Annotated in this window: 15 protein-coding genes and 1 tRNA gene; 13 read left to right on the top strand and 3 right to left on the bottom strand. The window is 63.7% G+C overall.

The window, feature by feature from the left end; translation table 11 throughout:
* Window positions 1-7: 7 nt before the first annotated feature.
* From NFR41_RS09650 to NFR41_RS09640, 3 genes are all read right to left on the bottom strand, one after another.
* Entirely contained in the window at window positions 8-1,984 is a 1,977-nt protein-coding gene (locus NFR41_RS09650; RefSeq protein WP_251231683.1) for a type I restriction-modification system subunit M, read from the bottom strand.
* A gap of 852 nt (window positions 1,985-2,836) precedes the next feature.
* A complete protein-coding gene (locus NFR41_RS09645) occupies window positions 2,837-3,433 on the bottom strand; it encodes an ABC transporter (RefSeq protein WP_251231682.1) in 597 nt (198 codons plus the stop codon).
* A 134-nt stretch (window positions 3,434-3,567) separates the two neighbouring features.
* A tRNA-Met gene (locus tag NFR41_RS09640) sits at window positions 3,568-3,644 on the bottom strand.
* 914 nt (window positions 3,645-4,558) lie between these two features.
* Between NFR41_RS09640 and NFR41_RS09635 the strand changes: the two genes are divergently transcribed.
* The 13 genes from NFR41_RS09635 (at window position 4,559) to NFR41_RS09575 (ending at window position 20,558) form a co-directional block, all read left to right on the top strand.
* Window positions 4,559-5,149: an HdeD family acid-resistance protein gene (locus NFR41_RS09635; protein WP_251231681.1), complete on the top strand. Its 591-nt coding sequence runs from the start codon at window positions 4,559-4,561 to the stop codon at window positions 5,147-5,149.
* 146 nt (window positions 5,150-5,295) lie between these two features.
* Complete coding sequence (locus NFR41_RS09630) at window positions 5,296-6,165, top strand: IMPACT family protein (protein WP_251231680.1); 870 nt, start codon at window positions 5,296-5,298, stop codon at window positions 6,163-6,165.
* 144 nt (window positions 6,166-6,309) lie between these two features.
* Window positions 6,310-7,989, top strand: a complete 1,680-nt coding sequence (gene recN / locus NFR41_RS09625) for a DNA repair protein RecN (RefSeq protein WP_251231679.1) — start codon at window positions 6,310-6,312, stop codon at window positions 7,987-7,989.
* A 403-nt stretch (window positions 7,990-8,392) separates the two neighbouring features.
* Window positions 8,393-10,438 carry an MDR family MFS transporter gene (locus NFR41_RS09620; protein WP_251231678.1) on the top strand — a complete coding sequence of 682 codons (2,046 nt, stop codon included), beginning with the start codon at window positions 8,393-8,395 and terminating at the stop codon, window positions 10,436-10,438.
* Window positions 10,439-10,721: 283 nt separating this feature from the next.
* A complete protein-coding gene (locus NFR41_RS09615) occupies window positions 10,722-11,840 on the top strand; it encodes a hypothetical protein (RefSeq protein WP_251231677.1) in 1,119 nt (372 codons plus the stop codon).
* Window positions 11,841-11,991: 151 nt separating this feature from the next.
* The gene (locus NFR41_RS09610) at window positions 11,992-12,678 is read left to right on the top strand and encodes a PspA/IM30 family protein (protein ID WP_160213434.1); all 687 of its coding nucleotides are present in this window, start codon (window positions 11,992-11,994) and stop codon (window positions 12,676-12,678) included.
* 291 nt (window positions 12,679-12,969) lie between these two features.
* Complete coding sequence (locus tag NFR41_RS09605; RefSeq protein WP_251231676.1) at window positions 12,970-14,046, top strand: hypothetical protein; 1,077 nt, start codon at window positions 12,970-12,972, stop codon at window positions 14,044-14,046.
* Window positions 14,047-14,086: 40 nt separating this feature from the next.
* Window positions 14,087-15,841 (top strand): protein kinase domain-containing protein, encoded by a 1,755-nt coding sequence (locus NFR41_RS09600; RefSeq protein WP_251231675.1) that lies wholly within the window; start codon window positions 14,087-14,089, stop codon window positions 15,839-15,841.
* A gap of 121 nt (window positions 15,842-15,962) precedes the next feature.
* Window positions 15,963-16,940 (top strand): FHA domain-containing protein, encoded by a 978-nt coding sequence (locus NFR41_RS09595; RefSeq protein ID WP_251231674.1) that lies wholly within the window; start codon window positions 15,963-15,965, stop codon window positions 16,938-16,940.
* 185 nt (window positions 16,941-17,125) lie between these two features.
* Entirely contained in the window at window positions 17,126-18,388 is a 1,263-nt protein-coding gene (locus tag NFR41_RS09590) for an ATP-binding protein (RefSeq protein WP_251231673.1), read from the top strand.
* Between the two features lie 14 nt (window positions 18,389-18,402).
* On the top strand, window positions 18,403-18,585 hold the full coding sequence (locus NFR41_RS09585) for a hypothetical protein (RefSeq protein ID WP_251231672.1): 183 nt from the start codon (window positions 18,403-18,405) through the stop codon (window positions 18,583-18,585).
* 676 nt (window positions 18,586-19,261) lie between these two features.
* Complete coding sequence (locus tag NFR41_RS09580; RefSeq protein ID WP_251231671.1) at window positions 19,262-19,912, top strand: DUF1819 family protein; 651 nt, start codon at window positions 19,262-19,264, stop codon at window positions 19,910-19,912.
* 10 nt (window positions 19,913-19,922) lie between these two features.
* Window positions 19,923-20,558 carry a DUF1788 domain-containing protein gene (locus NFR41_RS09575; RefSeq protein ID WP_251231670.1) on the top strand — a complete coding sequence of 212 codons (636 nt, stop codon included), beginning with the start codon at window positions 19,923-19,925 and terminating at the stop codon, window positions 20,556-20,558.
* Window positions 20,559-20,560 lie beyond the last annotated feature (2 nt).

Below are 20,560 nucleotides of genomic sequence, written 5' to 3'. Positions count from 1 at the left end.
CCGCTTGTCACTGATCTCGCCTCCACTCAAGAAAGGCATTGGCAATCGCCATCGTCTCGTCGTCGATTACGCGCTCCTTCGAGGCGTGTTCGTTCTCCTCGTCGGAGGCAACGATGCCGGTGACCGCTGTGGTCTGCTCGCGCACGATGGGATAGCCCTCGTCGTCGCGCACATAGGTGGTCTGGCCGCGCTTGTCGTGGCCAACATGGTCACAGATGGCCATGAATATCTTGTAATCTTGGAACGTGCCGTCCTTGCAATAGGCTTCCTCGTCGCGGTCCCAGCGTCGCAGCACAAGCACGGACGTCTGGACGCCGACGTTAGGCTGGAAGGCGTCAGGGTGCATGTCGATGGAGCCGAGAATCTTCGCATGGCGCAGTATCCATTGGCGCACGTAGCCGAGGCCAGGGTTGCCCAGGATGCCGTTCGGGATGACGAGGGCTGCCACGCCGACGCCGGGCTCCAACAGGCGAATGCACCGCTCGATGAAAAGGATCTCGGGCGGACGCGATACGAGCTTGCTGTCCATTACCCATTCGAGGTCGTCCTCGACGTAAGACCACGAGTGGCCGAGGTCGAAGGTCTCAAGAATGACAGGGTCCTCGATGGGAATTTTGGAGCCGAACGGCGGGTTGGTCATGATTGCCGTAACGCCATGCCCCTCCTGCAACGCCTTGTTCTCTTTCACGTCCTGTGCGTCGAGGCGGAGCGCCTTTTGAAGCTCGGGCGAGAAGAACGAGAATGGTTCGAGCGAGTTGGCGTGGAACAGCTGCCCAGTGCCGTCGTTGTTCATGACCATATTCATCTTGGAAGCACGCACTAGGATGGGGTCAAAGTCGATGCCGACAATATGACGTGCGAGGAAGTTCTTCTTGCGCCCGTCGAGCGCCTGCTTCTTGCCCTCCTTGCTACGGCCGCTAGCTTCGACTGACTCGCCAATCTTTTCGAGCACGTAATTCATGCCGGTGACCAAAAAACCGCAGGTCCCCATAGCCGGGTCCAGGATAACATCATCTTCGTCGGGGTCGACCATGCGCACCATCATCTGGCACATGTTGCGAGGCGTGAAGAACTGGCCCTTGTCGCCGCGAAGATTCGATCCGACAATGGTCTCGTAGGCATGGCCCTTCACATCGACGTCGCTTTCAAGCAGCGAGTACATCTGGAGCCGAGAGACTATATAGGCGAGAACGTCATCTGTCAGGCCAATCTGCTCGTCGCCCTTGAAGATGGTTTCGTAGGACTGCTTTACGCTCTCGAACAGCTTCTCGATGCGCTTGCGGCACTTCTTCTTGCCGGCAGCGCCCTGCCGTTCGGCCGGCGTGATGTAGAAGGTAGGCGACGATGAATCACGCTCATCCTGAATCTTGCAGAAGATGATTTTTAGCAGCTCGAGGAATGCCTCGGCCTTCTGGATGCCCTGGTTGCCCGCGATGTAGTTGTGGCAGCGACGGAACGAGTAGAGAAGCGAGTCGCTGGCGGCGGGGCGCAATTGATCGAATCTTGGGGCGTCATTGGGCACCTCGCCGCCAGCATGGGGAAGGTCGGGGACGGGGTCGGGAACCCGCTTGTCGCTTTTGTCTATGACATAGCGGAAGGTGAGCAGCTCGTCGCCATTCGTCCACATACCGTAGGTCGAGTTCATACAAGCGGAGGCATAGGAGTGCAGCTGGTCCACGCCGTCCTTCCTGCCGCGGCTCTTGGTTTTGGGGTCCTTGCACTCCACAATGATGTAAATGCCTTCTTGCGTGTGCGCTTGTCCCGGTTTCCAGATAGCGGCGTCCACAGCTTTGCGACTGCTCCCGAACTTGATGGAGTACTCGACCTCTATCTGGTCCTTCTTGTAACCGTACTCGCGAACAAGCGACTTCAGGATCTCCTGACGTACGCGCTCCTCAGGCGTGTCCTTGCGCTGAGTAGTACCATCAATGAAGTCCAGTATGGTTTCCGGCTGGATGACCGAAGACTTGTCTACCTGCATCATTATAAATGCGCCCTTTCAACCGTATCCAATCCTCCATTGCGAGCGGAACCATTCGCTGATACTCCGCGTCGTGAAGAAGCATGCTCTGATCTGCTTATATCCGGTTTGGAGAAGCTGCTCTCATTTCCAGGGGAAGCAGATTCCATTGCAGAGCTGATAAGCTCTTTGAGGAATCCTTGCTTATTCTCATGCGCTGATAGGAATGACCATATCTCGGCCTCTGCCGGGTAGAAGCGCAGACAGAGCTGGCGCGTTTTGTCGTGCTTGTACTTTCGGTCCGCCCTCTTTTGAGCTTCTGACGGCATGTCGCCTCCATCAAATACAAATATAGCAGTATAAGCGATATTATAGGTCTATACCTATATATCATCAAGTGATTTGGCTACATGAATCAGTCAAGCGGCTTTGCTTTGGCGATAGAGAAACGGATGCTTCCTTAGCTGGCAAAATACAGACCAACCGCGTCCGCAAAGCAAACAGAATACGAGGGCAGGCTCCGGTCGAGTTTTGCTTTGCCGCGCGCCCTATGCGCGGCCGTCCTATTTGCCATGCTGCCTCGCTTGTCGGCGCATACGAGGTCCGGCGTTCGGTGCGGGCGATAAAGGCTTCGCTGTAGAAGCCGTCTGGCTATATCCACAATCTCGCGGAACGCCTTTTCCGCGCTCTCGTGGATGAGCGAGAAGTCCCGCATCGGCGCATCGAGACCTCGGTGCTGCATTTATCCGCTCTCGCCAACGAGCTGATGAGCATACCTCCTTTGAGTCGTGTCGGGGTGACAGCGGGATGCGTTCAAGCAGCCGTTCGATTAGGTGGTTTATCGCATCCACTCATGCTTCGCTCGTATTGAATAACCTACCCGATGGTCTTTCGCGTGGCTTGCCTCAACCAGTTCTTCTTAAACGAGCCAATGTCGCCGAAGAACTTTTCGTAAGTTCCTCCGTCTTCTTTGATAGCGTATCTTGCAGCGGCAAGCTCGATTGTGCAGAGATAGTCGGCGACTTGGGCCAATCTGCACTCGGTCATGGTGGTGCGTTTTCTCTCGATGGCTTGCTTCGAGAGTACGAGCTCAATTGGCCCATAGAGGGCACGTTTGACGAGCTCTTGCCCATTGTCGTAATAGTTTTTCACGTGCTCGAAAGACTGAAGGAATTCCAGGTTCTCTGTAAACGCCGATGATAAGTCACGCTTCATGCGGTTGGCGAGCTTTTCTATGCTGTCAAGGTGCGACTTTTTGTATACGAAAGACTTGTGCTCGATTGAAAGGAATCTGACCAAAGAAGCAAATGCCGCCAGAATCTTCTTTCTTTGTGCAAGGGTTAAGCCTGCATAATCACCGTGGCCATTGAGCAACGGTTCTGAATGAAACGGAATACTTGGAATGTCGGCAACCGTAAGAGTCTGTTCGTAAATGCTTATATTGCGAGCAATATCTTCGCTCTGGTCGTGCATGACGAGCGTCAAAATGAATTACTGGGCGTGTCTGGTCTTGTCGCCGCCGCCGTCAACGAAAACTGAAACATAACCCCAGCAATATGCAGTGTCCTATAACCCAACAAAAAGCCACCCGAAGGTGGCTGAAAGTTTGGTCGCGGGAGCTGGATTTGAACCAACGACCTCCGGGTTATGAGCCCGGCGAGCTACCAGACTGCTCCATCCCGCACTGTGGGCTGCTTTTCAAATGCTCGCCAAGAAAAGCTGCAACAGTGAATAATACGCTGCTGGCTGGCATTGTGCAAGCATAATCTTGCAGCGGATTTAGTCATCATCGTTTGAGCACATTTGCTCTGTGGCGCTCAGCTGTTCGATAGCCGCTTGGCTCCCAACGCAGAAGCACCGATCGAGCCCGACGGGGTCTGGCTGAGTCCGGCCTGACCTTCGCCGCTTGTGGGCAGCCTTGTATGCAGCTTGCTTTCATGCTGTCCAGCTTGTTGTGCGAGTCCTGCTGGACATGCCGGCGTCCGACTCGTTCGTTCGTCGGCTCCTTCGTTTCTCCCGCTATCTTCATTTTTGTCCCTTACGCCGTCTCCGCCCATCTCTTCCGATGTCGCCCGTTTTGCTTGCGGAGACAGGCAGCGTGGGCGGTAGGTGCGAAGGGGGGAGTGAGCGGGTGCGGCGACGGACGGACTGATATCAGCTGAGCGGGGGGCGGAAAGCCCGCAGAATCGTATGGTTGCGTAGTTTTTCCTGCGCAAGGTGCCGATTGTGCGGGCTTTTGTTCCTTGCAGGCGGAGGAAGGGTGCTCCGAGCGGCCGCAGGCTGACGGGCGCCGGCCAGCAACTCTCGTGAATAGACGACGGCCGTGCGGCGGCGCCTGCGGCGAGGCGAGCGCGGGGGCGCCTGCGGCGGGGCGTGAGCAGCGACGGGCGGTCGGCGGGCGGGGTGCGGGCGCGAACGGGGCGGGCTGCGATGCTGTTCGCCCCTTCGCCGCCGCTCTTCCTTTTGCTTGTTGCGAAGCTGTTGACGAGGGGAAACCACTCTGCCGCCGCAGCAACGTAAACGATTAGTAGCATGCTCACCAGAATCGCAGTCCGACCCTCGCCCGAGCGAGGCCCCGAACGAACCGAGGAGAGAACCATGGCAAAGAAGAACGACAAAACCAATCCGCTGTCTGCGAAGGCGTTTTTCCAGAAAGTAAGGTCGAGCACTCTTTTGCAGGCCGTGCTGTTGATTGCGCTTGGCCTGCTTCTGCTGCTGATGCCGCAAACCGCAACGCTCACCTGCGTGTACGTGATGGGCGCGTACTGCGTGGTCATGGGCGCGTTCACTCTGTTCCAGTACGCGCGGTTGGGCGACGCTCGTTCGCTGGCGGGCAACGTGCTTATCGTGGGCATCGGATATCTGGTGGCGGCGCTGGTCGTCTTCGTATTCCCGCAGCCGATCGCAAGCGTGTTCTCGTTTTTGCTGGGCATTCTCATGGTGATCGGCGGCCTGGTGAACATCGTGCGCTCCGTCGAGATGCGTGCCTACCCGGGTAGTGGCTGGATTCCCATGCTGGTGGTGGCGGCGCTGGTGACTGTCGGCGGCGTGATTGTGGTGATCAACCCGTTCGGTACCACGGTGGCGCTGGTCATGGTGTTGGGCGCGTTGCTAGTGGCGAAAGGCGCAAGCGACCTGGCCATGGAGATCATGTTCTCTCACGCGCTTAAGGAGGCGCCGCAGGCCTAGGGCCTCGTCGTTCCTTGGCATCGACTTTTCCGCAAGTGCAGGGTTGGCCCTAAGCCGTTAGTCCTCCCCTGCAAGCGCGGTAACTGCACCAGCCGGCGGGGAAGCGCGTCGGCTGGTAGCGTCGAATTCGTGTTATGCTGCTGCCTATGAAAGAGAAGGCGAACATAGGGGCCGGACATTCCGCTGCGGCTGCGGGCTACACCACTATTGCCGGGCGCGCGGTGGGGGAGTACGAGGAAAAGAAGAGCCGGTTCATCGCCAGCCTGGCCCACGTGGAAACCGAGGCTGAGGCGCTGGCCTTCCTGGAAGAGATCCGCGCGGCGAACCGTATGGCCCGTCACAACGTGTACGCCTACATCTTGCGCGATGCCGAAGGAGCGCTGCGGGCGGCGCCCGACGTTGTGGGCAGCGGCAAGGCGGGGGCGTCCGTTGCCGAGGGGGCTGGGGAATCGTCGGCCGCCATTGCCGGCGGCGAGGGCTTGCGGTCGGCGGGGGCTGCTGTTGGTGAGGCTGTTGTCAGCGGGGCCGTTGCCAGCACGGCGGCTAGCGAAGGTACGCGGCGGGTTGCTATCCCCACGCCGCGCGTGCGCTACTCCGACGATGGCGAGCCCCAGAAGACGGCCGGTCTGCCCACGCTCCAAGTGCTGCAGCACGCAGGTCTTACCGACGTCGTTGCCGTGGTCACCCGCTACTTCGGCGGCGTGTTGCTGGGTACCGGCGGCCTAGTTCGCGCGTACACCCAGGCAACCCAGGCGGCGGTGCAGGCGGCCGAGCTGGTGGTGGTGTCGCGCTGCATCGACCTTACCGTGCGCACGTCCTACGCCAACTACGAGTCGCTGCTGCGTATTGCGTCCGACACCGGGGCAAAAGTGCTCGACAGCTCCTTCGCCGACGCGGTCACCCTGCACCTGCGTATGCTGGACGGCACACAGCCTCCCTTCCTCCAAAAGCTCACGGAACTGGAGCGAGGTGCGCAGAATGTGGTGGTGAGTGAGCCGCTGGACGCAGCTTTCTAAAGCGAAGAGCGGCAGGCGGCCGTGCGGCATGCAGCTGCGGACAGGGCATGGGATGCCTGTGCGGAAGGGCTGTAGAGGGAGCGTCGCTCTGCTATAGTGCACTGGCGAAGCGAAGCCCTCTGATTGACGAAACGAGCGAAGCTCATGATCGACGAGATACAGGTTGAGAACGTTGCGCTTATCCGTCGGGCGGCGTTGGAGCCGTGCGCGGGGCTGACGGTGCTCACGGGCGAGACCGGTGCCGGCAAGACGGCGCTGCTTTCGGCATTGAAGTTGCTCATGGGCGAGCGCGCTGATAAAACGGCGGTTCGCGACGGCGCGCCGAGCCTGACGGTGAGTGGCCGGATTTTCGTGCGGAATCCCGCGTGCGAGGATGCGGGCGCGGGCGAGGGGGCCGTAGTCGCCGCCGATGTCGAGCCTGAGGAGCTGGTGGTCACGCGCAAGGTGACGGCCGAGGGACGCTCGCGGGCTACCATCAACGGCGCCATGGCCAGCGTGGCCGAGCTGACGCAGGCCGTTGCGCCCACCATCGACCTGTGCGGCCAGCACGAGCATCAGCAGCTGCTGCGCCCCCATACCCATGGCGTGCTGCTGGACGCTTGGGCTGCCGAAAGCGTGCAGGCTCCGCTTGCCGCCTATCGCGAGGCATTCCGCGCCGCCGCCCAGGCCCAGGCCCAGCTCGACCGCGTGCTGCAGGCCGGCCAGGCGTCCACCGCGAAGCTAGACGACGCGCGGTTCGCCTTGAAGCGCATCGACGAGGTGTCCCCCCAGCCTGGCGAGTACGAGCGCCTTTCCGCCGACCTGGCCCGGGCCGAGCATGCGGAATCCCTGGCCACGGCCGCGCTGCGAGCTCACGGTGCGCTGGCCGACGACGGCGGCGCCATGGACGCGCTCAGCGACGCCGTAAGCGCGCTGGAGGCCGGTGCCCGCTTCGACGAAACGCTGCAGCCCTACGCCGATTCCTTGCGCGAGGTGGGCTACGTGCTGGAAGACGTGTCGCGCGACGTGGCGTCCTACGGAGACGGAATCGAGTTCGACCCCGACGAGCTTCAGCAGCAGCAAGAGCGCATGGCGGCCCTGCAAGGCTTGCTCCGCGCCTTCGGTCCGCGCATGGAAGACGTGTTCTCTGCTCGCGAGGCCGCTGCCGAGGCGGTGGCGCTGGTGGACGATGCGGAATGGTTGGAGAAGCAGGCGCGCAAGGCCGTGGATCAGGCGGAGCAGGCCCTGGCCGCCGCAGCCGATGAGCTGCGCGCTGCGCGAGGTGATGCCGCCCCGCGGTTCGCTGAGGCGGTAAGCGAGCAGATGGGCCGTTTGGAAATGGGCAGCTCGTCGCTGGTATGCCAGGTGAGCCCCCTTCCGCGCGAGCAGTGGACGCAAGCCGGCCCCGACAGCGTTGAGTTCCTGTTCAAGCCCGGCGCCGGGATGCAGGAGCGCCCGCTTGCCCGCATCGCGTCCGGCGGCGAGGTGAGCCGCGTCATGCTGGCGGTGAAAGTGGTGCTCGGCGAGGCAGACGCGGTGGATACCCTGGTCTTCGACGAGGTGGACGCCGGCGTGGGAGGTTCGGTTGCTGTGGCTCTGGCCGACGTGCTGGCCGACCTGGCGCGCACCCACCAGGTGATCGTGGTGACCCATCTGGCCCAGGTGGCCGTGCGGGCCGACGCCCACTACCTGGTTCGCAAGAGCGAGTCCGAAGGCGTGCCCGAAACCACGCTTTCGCTGCTGGACGCCGAAGACCGCCCTGCCGAAATCGCCCGCATGCTGTCCGGTTCCGCCACCGAGGCGTCGCTCGCCCACGCCCGAGAGCTCCTGGCCGCCGCCCACTAGCTGCCGGCTCGCCCGGAGCGCTCTGCCTCTGCAGCCGCGAGGGGCGCAATCCCGCACAATCGGCACCTTGCGCAGGAAAAGCTGCGCAAACATACGATTTTGCGGGATTCGCCCGTTCCCGTCCGCCAGCCCCCGGCCCGTCAAAGCTTCTGCAGCCTGGCGGCCCGCTTCGGGCCGCCAGGGGCCCCGCGGCTTGCCGCCCGCCGCCCGCCGCCGCCCGCTCCTCTCCCGTTGCGCTTAGGTGGCGAAATGGTGCCGCTTCCGCGAAGCTCTTGCGGATGGCCGCCTTCTATGCGCTCACAGGCGTATGCTAAAGCGTTGACTCTATAGGACATACATCGGCGGCAAGAATTTTGAATCCTTGCCGACATAAGCGCGAAATAGCAGGTTGGAAGGCATTTTCATGGGACTTACTCGCAAGCAGATCATGATGTTGGCCGTGCTGGTGTTTGGCACGTTCGTTACGGTGCTGAACCAGACGGTGGTGGCCCCGGTGCTGCCGTCGGTCATGGAGGAGATGAGCGTCGACGCAGCCACGGCCCAGTGGCTTACCACCGGATTCACGCTGGTCAACGCCATCATGATTCCCATCACCGCATTCCTGATCGACCGCTTCACCACGCGCAACCTGTTCCTGGTGGCCATGGCCATCTTCACGGTGGGCAGCGGCTTGGCCAGCTGGGGCCCCAACTTTGCCGTGCTGCTGGTGGGCCGTTTGGTGCAGGCTATGGGCGCAGGCATATTGATGCCGCTGGTCATGACGGTGCTCATGTGGACGTTCCCCGTCGATAAGCGCGGCACGGCCATGGGACTCTTCGGCATTGTGGTGGCGTTCGGCCCGGCCATCGGCCCTACGGCGGCCGGCATCATCATCGATCGCGCTACCTGGCACGACATGTTCGCCATCATCGCGGGGCTGTCGGTGGCTGTGGTGGTTATCGGCTTGTTCGTGCTGGATCACGGCGGCAAGACCGACAAGGACGCGAAGCTGGATGTGCCCTCGGTCATCCTGTCCACCTTGGGCTTCGGCGGCTTGCTGTACGGGCTTTCGCTCATCGGCAGCTACGGCGTCTCCATCGACGCGGCCGTGGGCAGCGTGGCGGGCGTGGTGGCGCTGGTGCTGTTCTTCCGCCGGCAGCTTTCCATGGAGCACCCCATGCTGCAGGTGCGTGTGCTGCAGAACAAGAAGTTCCTGATCGCCACGGTGCTGGGCATGATCGTGCAGGCGGCTCTGCTGGCGGCCGGTATCGTGGTGCCCATCTACCTGCAGACCATGATGGGCTACTCGGCCACCACGTCGGGCCTGGTGCTGCTGCCCGGCGCCATCGTTATGGGTGCCATGGGCCCCATCGCCGGGCGCCTGTTCGACCGCCACGGACCGCGCGTGCTGTCGCTGGTGGGCACGGGCGTGCTGGCGGCCACCACCTTGTGCTTCTGCTTCCTGGGCCCCGACACCGGCCTTGTGTGGCTGACCATCCTGTACACGGTGCGCCTGTTCAGCTTGTCGCTGGTGAACATGCCCATCACCACCTGGGGCATGAACGCCCTGCCTAACGACCTGGTCAACCACGGCACCTCGGTGAACAACACGCTGCGCCAGGTGGCAGGCTCGCTGGGCACGGCCGTGATCGTGTCGGCCATGACCGTGTCGACGAACCTGGCCGAGCCCGCCATGGGTCCTGTTGCGGCCGGCTTCTTCGGTGTGGACGTGTCCTTCGCCGTGTCGGCCCTGCTATGCATCATCTGCTTCGGCATGGTGATCGCCTTGGTGAAGGACAAGCCGGGCGACGCCAAAACCCGCGATGTGGGCAACGAGCGCCGCACCGTGCTGGAGTCCATCATGAAGCGCGACGTGTACACGCTGCCCGAGAACGCCACGGTGGCCGAAGCGGTGGAGATGTTGGTGGACAAGGGCGTGAGCGCCATCCCGCTGGTGAACGATGCGGGCGAGGCCGTGGGCTTCGTGTCGGACGGCGACATCATGCGCTACCTGGCGAAACGCTCTACCGTGGTGATGGACCCGGTGGTGCTCATCATGCGCACGGTGGACGCCGACGGCTCGAACTCGGACTTCAAGCGCAAGCTGGACGAGCTCATGGGCATGCCGGCGAAGAGTATCGGCGCGAAGGGCATCATCGGCGTGGACGTGCATGCCGACTTGCCGGAAGTGTGCCGCGTGCTGGGCGAGAACCACCTGAAGAAGGTGCCGGTGCTCGACGACGGGCACATTGTGGGCGTTATCAACCGCTCCGACATCGCGCGGTTCAGCATGGAGCGCTATCTGGAAGAGGTGGGCGAAGCGGGCATCCCGCGCAGCACCGGTTCGAAAGGCGGTCACGGCCACGGCAAGGACAAGGGCCCGAAGGACGGCGGCATCTCCCCGAAGCTGGAGCGTGCCGAAGAGGCCGCCGACCTGCCCGAAGACGAGGCCATCGCCGACTCCATCTAGGCCGTGCGGCCGCCCGCTGCGGGCGCGTGCGTTCGCCTGCTGCGCTTGCACATGGGGTGCTGCGCGCCGTAGGTGTGGATGTGGTGACGCATCCTCCTGCCGCAGGTCGCGAGGTTGTCGCGCGGGTGCGGAAGCGGTCACGGCTTTAGGAAGGTATCGGTTTTCTGTCGGAGGCGGAAGGGGAGCCGAACGCCGAGCGAATTCGTCGATAATGAAACGATAGCGCTGTTTGGCTGCGGCTGGTCGGCGCAATTCGGATTCGACGGCGAGAGCGAGGGTCGCTATGGGCAGGTCGGGCGGTAGTTTCGGCGGCGGAGGCGGCTTCGGCGGAGGCGGCGGCTCCTTTGGGGGCGGCTTCGGCGGGGGTGGCCATATCGGCGGTCGCGGCGGTCGCACCGGCGGTTCCTTCGGCGGAGGCAGCCACGGCAGCCATGGCGGCGGCATCGGCGGCCCGGTGTTCGGCTTTCCCTCCATCTTCATGCCCCGCGTCACCATCAACAACGGCACCCCCGGCCCCTCCATGCCGCCCGCCAACCCTTACGGATCGGGCGGCCAAGGCGGCCCTACTCCTGGCGGCTCAAACGGCCCGGGCAACCCCACCCCCGGCGGATCCCCAGCGCCTTCCGGCAGCTCGGGCGGCTGCGCCACCGTGGGCATCATCATTGCCGCGCTGGCGCTGGTTTTGCTGCTGGCGGCGTCGTTCGGCTTGCTCGACTGCTCGAGCAGCGGCATCCCCGAATCCACCAAGGATCGCCAGGCGCTCCCCGCGAACAGCGTGAACGAAACCGGCTACTACACCGACGAGGACGGCGACTGGATCACCTCGCCGGCCACGCTCGAGAAGGGCTTGCGCGAGTTCTTCCAGCTCACGGGCATCCAGCCCTACGTCTACATCTTCCCGAACGACTCGATACGCTCGGCGGCGGAGCTTCAATCGCGCGCCCAGCAGCTGTACAGCCAGCTGTTCACCGACGATGCCCATTTCCTCATGGCTTTCTGCTACGACTCCCGCGACGACGGCTTCTATTGGGCCTACTGGGCGGGCAGCGAAACGCGTACCATTCTGGACGAGGAGGCGCTGGGCATCTTCGAGGCGTATCTGCGGCAGGAGTGGGTCGCCGACAACGACGAGAACTCGTTCTTCAGCAACGCCTTCGCGCAAACCGGCGAGCGCATCATGTCGGTAACGCCTTCTCCGGTGGTGCCCGTGGTGATAGGGTTTGTTGTTATCGTAGTGGTCGCCGGAGTGTGCGTGCTGGTGCTGGTCAGGGCCCAGGCGAAGAAGCGCGAGGCCGAACGCATGCAGCAGATTCTGAGCACGCCGCTGGAGCAGTTCGGCGACAAGGACGTGGAGGAGCGAGCGAAGAAGTACGAACCGGTGGATACCACCGGCGGGAAGTAAACGGCGGGGCAGCTGCGCGGCAGGACTGTCACAGACGTGGCGACCGGCGCGTGGCGGAGCGGCCGGCGCGTCCTTCGTCGGCCGTCGCAAGCAAAGGGAAGGTCCGGAAGTCAAAGGGCTGTTCGGAGACCATAGAGAAAGGAACACTGGCATGGCGAACATACTGGAGCGATTCACGAGCATCGTGAAGGCCAACATCAACGAGCTGCTGGACAAGGCGGAGGACCCGCAGAAGATGGTGGACCAGTACCTGCGCGAGCTGACCGAGGAGCTGGCCGAGGTGCGCGAGGCCACGGCCGGCGTCATGGCCGAGGAGACCCGCTGCAAGCGGCTGGTGGACGAGAACAAGGCCGAGATGGACCGCTACGAGGACCTGGCACGCAAGGCCCTTTCCGCCGGCAACGAGGAAGACGCCCGCGTGTTCTTGCAGAAGAAGCAGGAGCTGGCCGGCCGCACCGACGGGCTGCAGATCGCCTACGAGGGCGCGAAGAACAACGCCGACAAGATGCGCACCATGCACGACAAGCTGGTGGCCGACATCCAGGAGCTCAACGCCCGCAAGGAGACCATCAAGGCCAAGGCTGCCGTGGCGAAGACCCAGGACAAGGTCAACGAGGTAGTGGGTGCCGGCACGAAGAGCGAAGGCGCCCGCGCGGCGTTCGACCGCATGGAGCGCAAGGCCGACGAGATGCTCGACCGCAGCAACGCGAAGGCCGATCTGACCGCCGCTCCGGCCGACCCCGCTGCCGAGCTTGAGAAGAAGTACGAGCAGGCCGGCATGACCGCCGCGGTCGACGACGACCTGGCGCGCCTGAAGAAGGAAATGGGCATGGAATAGCCGCTGCTCGCGTGGCCGCCTGGCGGCTGCGAAGGCTTTGGCAGTCATCGATGCGCGGCCCGGGCGTTCCAAGCTCGGGCCGCTTTGCGTGTCGGGCGTTGGGCGTCGCTCGGCAAAGCGCGCCAAGGCCGCCGGTCCGCGTGGGCGGCGCGCCCCAAGCGCCATGCTGCAGCCCGGGGGCGGGGTGTGCTAGAATCGCTGCGTTCCTGAAAGGGTGCGACGAGCAAGGGACGGTCGCACCGAGGCAGGACAAGGGGCAGGGACGCGAAGCGCAAAGGTGCGGTATTCATAATGGCGGGTATATCGAAAATGCTGACGGGGTTTTCGCGGGGTCATGGCCTGCTGGTTGCGGGTTCGTTGACGGCTGCTTTGTGCTCGACAGTCGGCTTCGCCTTCGCCGTTCCCCCGGCACTCGACGCCCGCACGGCCTTCGATTCCCTGGCGGCCGACGCGGCCCTTCCCCAGGAAAGCGACGATTCGACCGAGGGAGAGCCTGCGGCGTCCAGCGCTTCCCCTGCGGCGCGTAACGAAGCGCAGCAACCCAATCCGCAGAGCGGGAGCGAATCCGCTGCGAAGTCGGCGGAGGACGCTGCCGGCCAGCCGAAGACAGACGAGGCCGAAGGCGACGGCCAGGCCGATGACGGCAAGGGCGACGCAGCCGGCGAAGGCGCGCCCGCGTCGTCTTCTCCTTCGGTGACGGCGCGCCAGTACGCTTCGGCGCCATCGTCTGCGCAGCCTGGCGCGTCGGGGGCATCCGACGGGTCTTCGGCTGATTCCCCGTCGAATTCGGAAGGCAGCAGCGGCGGCAGCGGAGGCGGTAATGCCGAAGCCAGCGCCGAGCCGCCGGCCGCCGATCCGGAACAGGAAGCCTACGACGCGCGGCATTCCAACGCGTGGACGAGGATGCAGGAGATGCCCTCGGCGTCCGCCAATGTGGCCGCCGTGCTGTCGAACGTGTTCGCAAGCCTGCCCGTGTCGTGGTACGACGGCGGTTTCACCACGGAGGGCATAGCCACGTGGGGAGACGCCTCGTACGCCCTTGCCGACGCGAACAGCTGCATTGCCACATGCGACGCCTACCTGGCCGACTACGGTGCCGACGAGTTCCCCGATCTGGCGCCCCAGGCGGCCGTGTGGGCCGAGCGCTGGCAGAACCTGCGCAACGCCGCCAGCTTGCTTTCCACGTTCTGCAGCAACTACCTGAACTGCCCCGACCGAGCGAATCCCAACGATTGGGAATGGACGTGCACCGACTGCTACACGTCGGTTCTGAGCGGGCATACCTGGTCGGTTCCCGTCGGAGGCGGATGGTACGGCGGCAAGCTGGACTATCTAGAAGCGGCAGCGGAAGCCGCAAGCCGCCTGTAAGCGGCGTCGGGTTGCCCGTTTGTGTGGAGGAATCATTCTCGTGGTAGCAGAAGAGAAAACTGAGGCATCGGCGATGCCGTTGGAGCCGCCGCCGGAAACGGCTGGTCGGCGCATGGTCGTGCTGGAAGATTTCAAGCCGGTCGCCTTCCTGGACGACGATGACCGCGCCTCTGCAGTGCGCCGTTACTCCACGCTGTTCGTGGTTGATGGGCGTACGCGCAAGGGCGGCCTCGGGCGCGTGCTGTACGCCGAGAACGCCTGGGGCGACCGGTTGGCCGTGAAGGTGCTGACGGCCGAAGAGGGCGCCGACCTGACCGAAGAAGAGCAGCAGGCGCTGGCGTCTCGGCGCGAGGCGGCCTTTCGTCGGGAGTACGAGTCCAGCCGGCTGCTCACAGGCATCGCCGGCTTCCCCACGCTGTTCGGCCAGGGGCGCATCGACGGCCAGCCTGCCTTGATTATGGAATGGGTGGAGGGCCAGACGCTGGAGGAGGCGCGTCGTCGGCTGTCGGTGGACGACGACGGACGGCTGTCGCCCCTGGTGGCTGCCGCCATAGGGCGCGACCTGTTCGATTTGCTATCCCGCATGGAGCTGGTGGACGGCGGCCTGGTGCATCGGGACATCTCGCCGTCCAACGTGATGATCCGCACGCAGCGCACTTCGGTGGAAGAGCAGGCGGCCCAGGGAAAGTTCGACCTGGTGCTGGTGGACTTCGGCTCCACCGTGCTCCCAGCGCGGGCGTCGTCGCTGACCGTGCGCTACGGCGCGCCCCAGGGCGCCACGCCCGACTACGCGGCCCCCGAGATGCTGACTGCGGACGTGGCGCGGGTGGCCGACATGCGGAAGAGCCCGGCGGTGGACGTGTACGCCGCGGCCAGCGTGGTGTACCTGCTGCTGTGCGGACGCCCGCCGTTTCAACTGGGCGGCTCGTCGACTGGCGGCGAGGGTGCCGAGGTGGCCTCGGACTACCTACGCAAGACCACCGAGCTGCCTCTGCCGGTGCGCGCTGCCCATGGCGAGAGCGCCGATGTGACGGTGGCGCTGGATCGCGAGGGGGAGGCGGTGGCCGCGGTGCGCAAAGCGCTGGCCGACGAGCGGCTCTCCCCAAGCAATCAGGATCTGAAGGAAGCTCTGGCCTGCGTCGACAAGCGTGTTGGCGAAGTGGTGCTGGCTGCTTTGGAGCCCGATCAGCGGCATCGGCCGTCCGCTGCGGAGATGCGCGAGGGGCTGGCGGGCTTCGTGGAGGCGTACCCGGCAAACGTGGTCGCGGCGCTTCAGGGCGAGCCGCTTTTCCAGGACTGGTCGTTCGACGAGCGCCGCAAGGCCGGCGGACTTGAAGCTCGCCGTAGGGCGGGGGCTCGCCTTGCGCGCTGGGCGGCCGTGGTTGTTGCCCTGGGGCTTGGGTGCGCGGCGGCTGCGCTGTGCTCGGGGGTGCGCGTGACGGCCGTGGGCTCGCTTCCTTGTTCTCTGGAATGGGGCTTTCCGCTGGTGGCCGCGCTGGCGTTGGCGCCGGCGGCTGCGGGCTACCTGGTGCGCTGGCGCGGCGGGCGGAAGCGTTCGGGTCTTGTTCGGGGGAGCGTGGCGCTGGCCGTGGTGGCTGTGGCTGTGGAAGCGTTCGTGCTTAGCGCTACCGTCGATCCGGCGGCGATGAAGGGACTGCTCGGCGTTGCTCCCCTTGCGTGCTCGTCGGCGGCCTGGTGCGGCATGGTGCTGGAGTACTCGATGAGCGCGCCTTCGGTATGGGCGACGGCGAAGCGGCCCGCACAGGGTGTTTCCGGGAAAGGCGGTAGCGTTTAACCTGTGGCGCCGGCCGATGCGCCCGCTGCTGGCGGCGCCGATGCGCTAGACTTCTGGAAAACCAGCAAGCCGGTTTTGCATGGGCGATTCCGGCTGAAGCTAAAGGAAGGGCGGAAGAGGCATGGCCGCTGTGCGCACCCCCGCGGGGGAGCTGTTCGACATCATGAAACGGTGGGGCGGCATCAGCCATCGCGATCTGGCGCTTCGCGTGCTGTCGAACCGCACGCTGGCCAACGGCGTGAGTCCTGCCAGCCGCGCGAACGACCGGGTGTGGCTGTCGCGCTACGTGGTGCATGCGCCTGTGGAGACGCTGCAGACCGCCTACTTCGCCGATTACGGGGAAAGCGCCGTGAAGGTGGCGTCGGTGCTGCGCTCGCGGGCCAAGCGCGCCTTCACCAACCAGCAGATTCTTGACGAGGTGTGCGGGTCAGCGGGTGTTTCCATGGAGCGTGCGCTTTCGGAATGCGGGCAGGACACGTCGCTGTTCCGCAACGTGCTGGGGCGCCTGGGCACGGTTGACGGACTTACGGAATCGCAGCGGGCCGAGGTGGCGCTGACGCTGCTGGTAGCCGCCGGGTGCAGCGCCGATGCCACCCAAGCGGCCTCCTACACTATCGACTACATCCGCTCGCTGCACGGCGCCGAGGTGGTGACGCCGTCTGCGCCGACGGGCTCGGCCGGGCAGGGGATGGCGGAGGCGGCCGAGCGTCTTGCGGACGTGGCAACCATGGGCCTGCTGCGCATCGTGGACGGCTACGTGGTGGGTGCGCCCTTCTGGCTGGCTGCGGAGCCGGGCGCGGAAACCGTGGTGGGCGCCCTGGCCGAGCAGGAAGGGTCCCTGCGCGACGTGGGCGTTGACGTGTCGGGCCGTCACGCGCGCATCTGGCGCGGCGACGACGGCGTCTGGTACGTGGAGGGGCTGGAGTCGCGCAACGGAACCGTGCTGGTGGACGGTGCCACCCGCGAGCGCATGGTGGTGGAGCCGCCGGCGCAAGAGCGCGAGGGCTGGCAAAGCGCCCCGGTGCCCTTCCGTCCCGGCGACGAGCTCGTCTTCGCTGCTAACACCCGCTTCGTAGCCGTAGCCGGCAGAGCGAAGTAGCCGCTGCGCACAGGGGCGATATTTCGTGCTTATCAGGGAAAACGCGAGAAGTGTGGTTCTCAGACTGAAAAAAGTGGGAATGAATCGCTGAAAAATGTGGGAATGAACCATTGAAAAAAGTGGGAATAAGATACCGAAAATAGCGGGAATAGGCTATGATGACTCCAGAATGAAGGAGGCAGTCCATGTATCGGTCTCGCTACATCGAAAGCACTATCGAGCGCGCCCTTGCGTCTTCGGGGGCCGTTCTCGTGTCCGGCCCGAAGTTTTGCGGCAAAACCACCACGTGCATGCGATTCCAGAAGAGCTTCGTCAGGCTGAACAACAGCCAGGTAATCTCGCTCGCCAGGATTGATCCCGAGGGCATTCTGCAGGGGGAGAAGCCTCGTCTTATCGGCGAGTGGCAGAAGGCCCCCGAGATTTGGGATTGCATCAAGGCCCAGTTGGACGAGGAGTATCGCTTCGGCCAGTACCTTCTGACGGGAAGCAGTACCCCGGTAGACAAGAAGCAGATCCAGCACTCGGGCGCAGGGCGCATTGTTCCCGTGACCATGCGAACCATGTCCCTGCATGAATCGGGCGATTCTACGGGGGCTGTTTCTCTGGGTGAAATTGCACAGGGCGCCGCCGTCCCCACCGATCTGAACCAGGATTTTGCTCTCGAAGAGGTGGCGTACCTCGTCTGCCGGGGAGGGTGGCCCATTTCCGTTCTTTCCGATCGGCAGGTTGCGTTGGATGTCACGCGGAACTATTACGACGGGCTGTTCGTCTTCGAAGATTACGAGAACGAGCAGTTCCGCGGCAAAAGCCCCCACTTGTTCCGTGCAATCCTGCGAAGCTACGCGCGAAACATTTCGTCGGAGGCGTCGGTGAAGACCCTGATGGACGACGTGCGCCAATCAGACGAGCGGGCCATCGACCGCAAAACCATGGATTCGTATCTGGAGGCCCTGCGCGACATTTTCGTGATAGAGGACATGGAGGCGTGGTCACCCAACATTCGCTCGAAAACTTCTATTCGGTCTACGCCTACGCGTCATTTCGCGGATGCGTCGTTGGCCTGCTGTGCGCTGGGAATCGAACCGGCCGATCTGATGGGCGACCTTAATGCGTTCGGCCTGTTCTTCGAAGACATGGCGGTGAGGGACCTGCGTGTTTACAGCGGTGTGACCAGGGGGGAGCTTTTCCATTACCGGGACAACACGGGGCTGGAATGCGATGCGGTGATTCGCTGGCCGAACGGGAAGTGGGGCGCTGTCGAGGTCAAGCTGGGCGGCGAGCAGGCAATCGAGGCAGGGGCGGCGTCGCTTAATCGGCTGGCCGAGAAGGTGTCGCAGAAAAGCAGCGAGGGAAGCCCGGCGTTCAGGATGGTTCTTACGGCCGTCGGCCCCATGTACACGCGGAAAGATGGCGTCGTGGTGGTGCCGATCAATCAGCTGCGTGCGTAGCGGAAGGGGCGGGCATGGCGACTATCGATGTGGACCGTTTGCGGGAATACCTGGTGGATTACTGCGGCACCGCGATGTTCGGCGGCTTTCCGGCGGCGCTGCTCGATTTGGCGGAGGTGGAGTCGATGGACGGCTACGAGCTCTGCCGGAAAGCGGAGTCGCTGGGCATCGACCTGAGCCAGTTCGAAGTGGAATAGCTCACGTTGCCGATAGAGGGGTTGCAAGCGTCGAATAGGCGGGTTGCGGGGTGCCGGCTGGTGGTACAATGCGCGGTACCACACTGCGTTGCCCGGAGAGGGAGGCGCTTTCAATTTCATAGCAGCGAAAGGCCCGGCTGAAGTCAGGTCTTGTTCTCGCGTATGCGGCCGAACCATCGATAAGGAGGGTATCTGCCTTGTGGTGGTTCGCTGCATGCGAGCGCCGACGCAGTGTGGTAACTGTGGCGGATACCCTCCTCATCTTGCGCGGGCGTCCGTCTCAGCGAAAGGCTGTCGTCGGAAAGGAAAAAGCCCGTGCCCTCTGCGCGCCGCATAAAAATGGGATGCCCCGTCAGTTCGTCTCGGGCCGCCGAGGAGCACTTCGCTGCTTTCGGATGTCGCGAAGACGTACGTGGCAACCATGCAGGCGCATATGCATTATTGCAGATAAACCAGCGAATGTGTTGCGTAACAAATCGGGTTTCGGAATTGGGCGGCGCTACCCTTCCCTTAGCCCTTCGGATCGGGTCGTCTCATTGCGGGAAACCGATTTGTTGCGTAACAGATTCTGGGTTTTTTCGGCGACAATCAAAGGAGAAGTTGAATTTCAACCCGTTGAACCTGAGCCGCCGGAAGGGACGCTCTTCCTTTCGCCGACGAGGAGGGGCTGTCTACCATGCGTGAACTGTCTATCGACCAGGGTGCCGGCACGCCTGCTGCCAGCGGCGCTCGCTTCCGATCGCGCTCGGGCGGATCGCTGACGCGCGAAAAGTTCCTGCTCTACGAAATGCGCACGGTCGCCGGCCTGCTTTGCGACGGTGAGGACGAGGCGTCCATCATCGAGCGGGCCGCCAGCGAAAACCTCTTCCAATATCCCACCACCAAGGAGAGCCGCAGCATCGCGAAGGCGTGCAGTGCGCGCCTAGCCGCCCTGGATAGCCCCGAACTCGTCAGGCTGGCGGCGTTCGGCACGCCGAGCCAGGCGGTGCAGGTGAACATCCTGGGGATGATGCTTCTGTATGACGTCATGTGGCATTTCATGGTGGACGCGATCGGCGGGCGCTTCCGCATGCTCGACTACACCTTCACGCCGATGAACATGGCCGCGTTCATGACCGAATACCAGCTTGAGAACCCGCAAGCTGCCGATTGGACCGACGCCACCGTCAAGCGCGTCAAGGGGACGCTGTCGAACTGCCTGATTCAGGGCGGCTATCAGACTAAGGGCTCCGACGAGCTGCACTCCGTCATGTTGGACCTCGAGATCGAACGAGAGATGCGCGCGAAGGGCCTTGTGGAAGAGCTCGCCGCGTTCAACTGCTTCTAGGGGGGGGACCGTGCTGAACCTGCAGAACCCGACGAACCCGCCCGCGCCCGCCGCTTCCAGCGCCGCGCCGCGCTCGGCCCTTGCCGATCTGGACGCACGTACTCAGGTGCTGCGGGACCGCCTGGCCGACCCGGAGTTCCTGCAGAACCGGGGCTTGGGTAACGAGGTGGGCTTCTTCACCTTCTGCTACAACCCCGCTCTGGAGCTGTATGTGCGCCAGCTGGTGGCGCAGCTCGTCGGCGAGTCGGAGGGCGGGCGCTTGCCGTGCCGCATCGTCGAGCGCAACCTTTACGACGCGCTGCTGGGCATCTGCCGCGAGCGCCGCATTCTCGACCGCATCCCCCAGCAGGAGGAACGCCGCGGCCAGGAGGCGCTTCGGACGCAGCTGCAGAAGGTGGCATCCGCCGACGCGTTCGCCAAGGCGGTGGACTACAGCCCGCATCAGCCCACCGACGTGGTGTTCCTCACCGGCGTCGGCGAGGTCTACCCGTTTTTGCGCGCTCACGTGCTGTTGGACAACCTCCAGCACCTCGCCGCGGAGGTGCCCGTCATCGTCTTCTATCCCGGGAAGTTCACCGGCCAGAGCCTGTCGCTGTTCGGCCGCCTGGACGACGGGAACTACTACCGCGCCTTCGACCTGATCTAGAA

The organism is Adlercreutzia aquisgranensis (assembly GCF_943193145.1).
Taxonomy (GTDB): Bacteria; Actinomycetota; Coriobacteriia; order Coriobacteriales; family Eggerthellaceae; genus Xiamenia; species Xiamenia aquisgranensis.
Note: the sequence above shows the minus strand (reverse complement) of the source record. Positions and strands in the feature narration are given on the sequence as shown.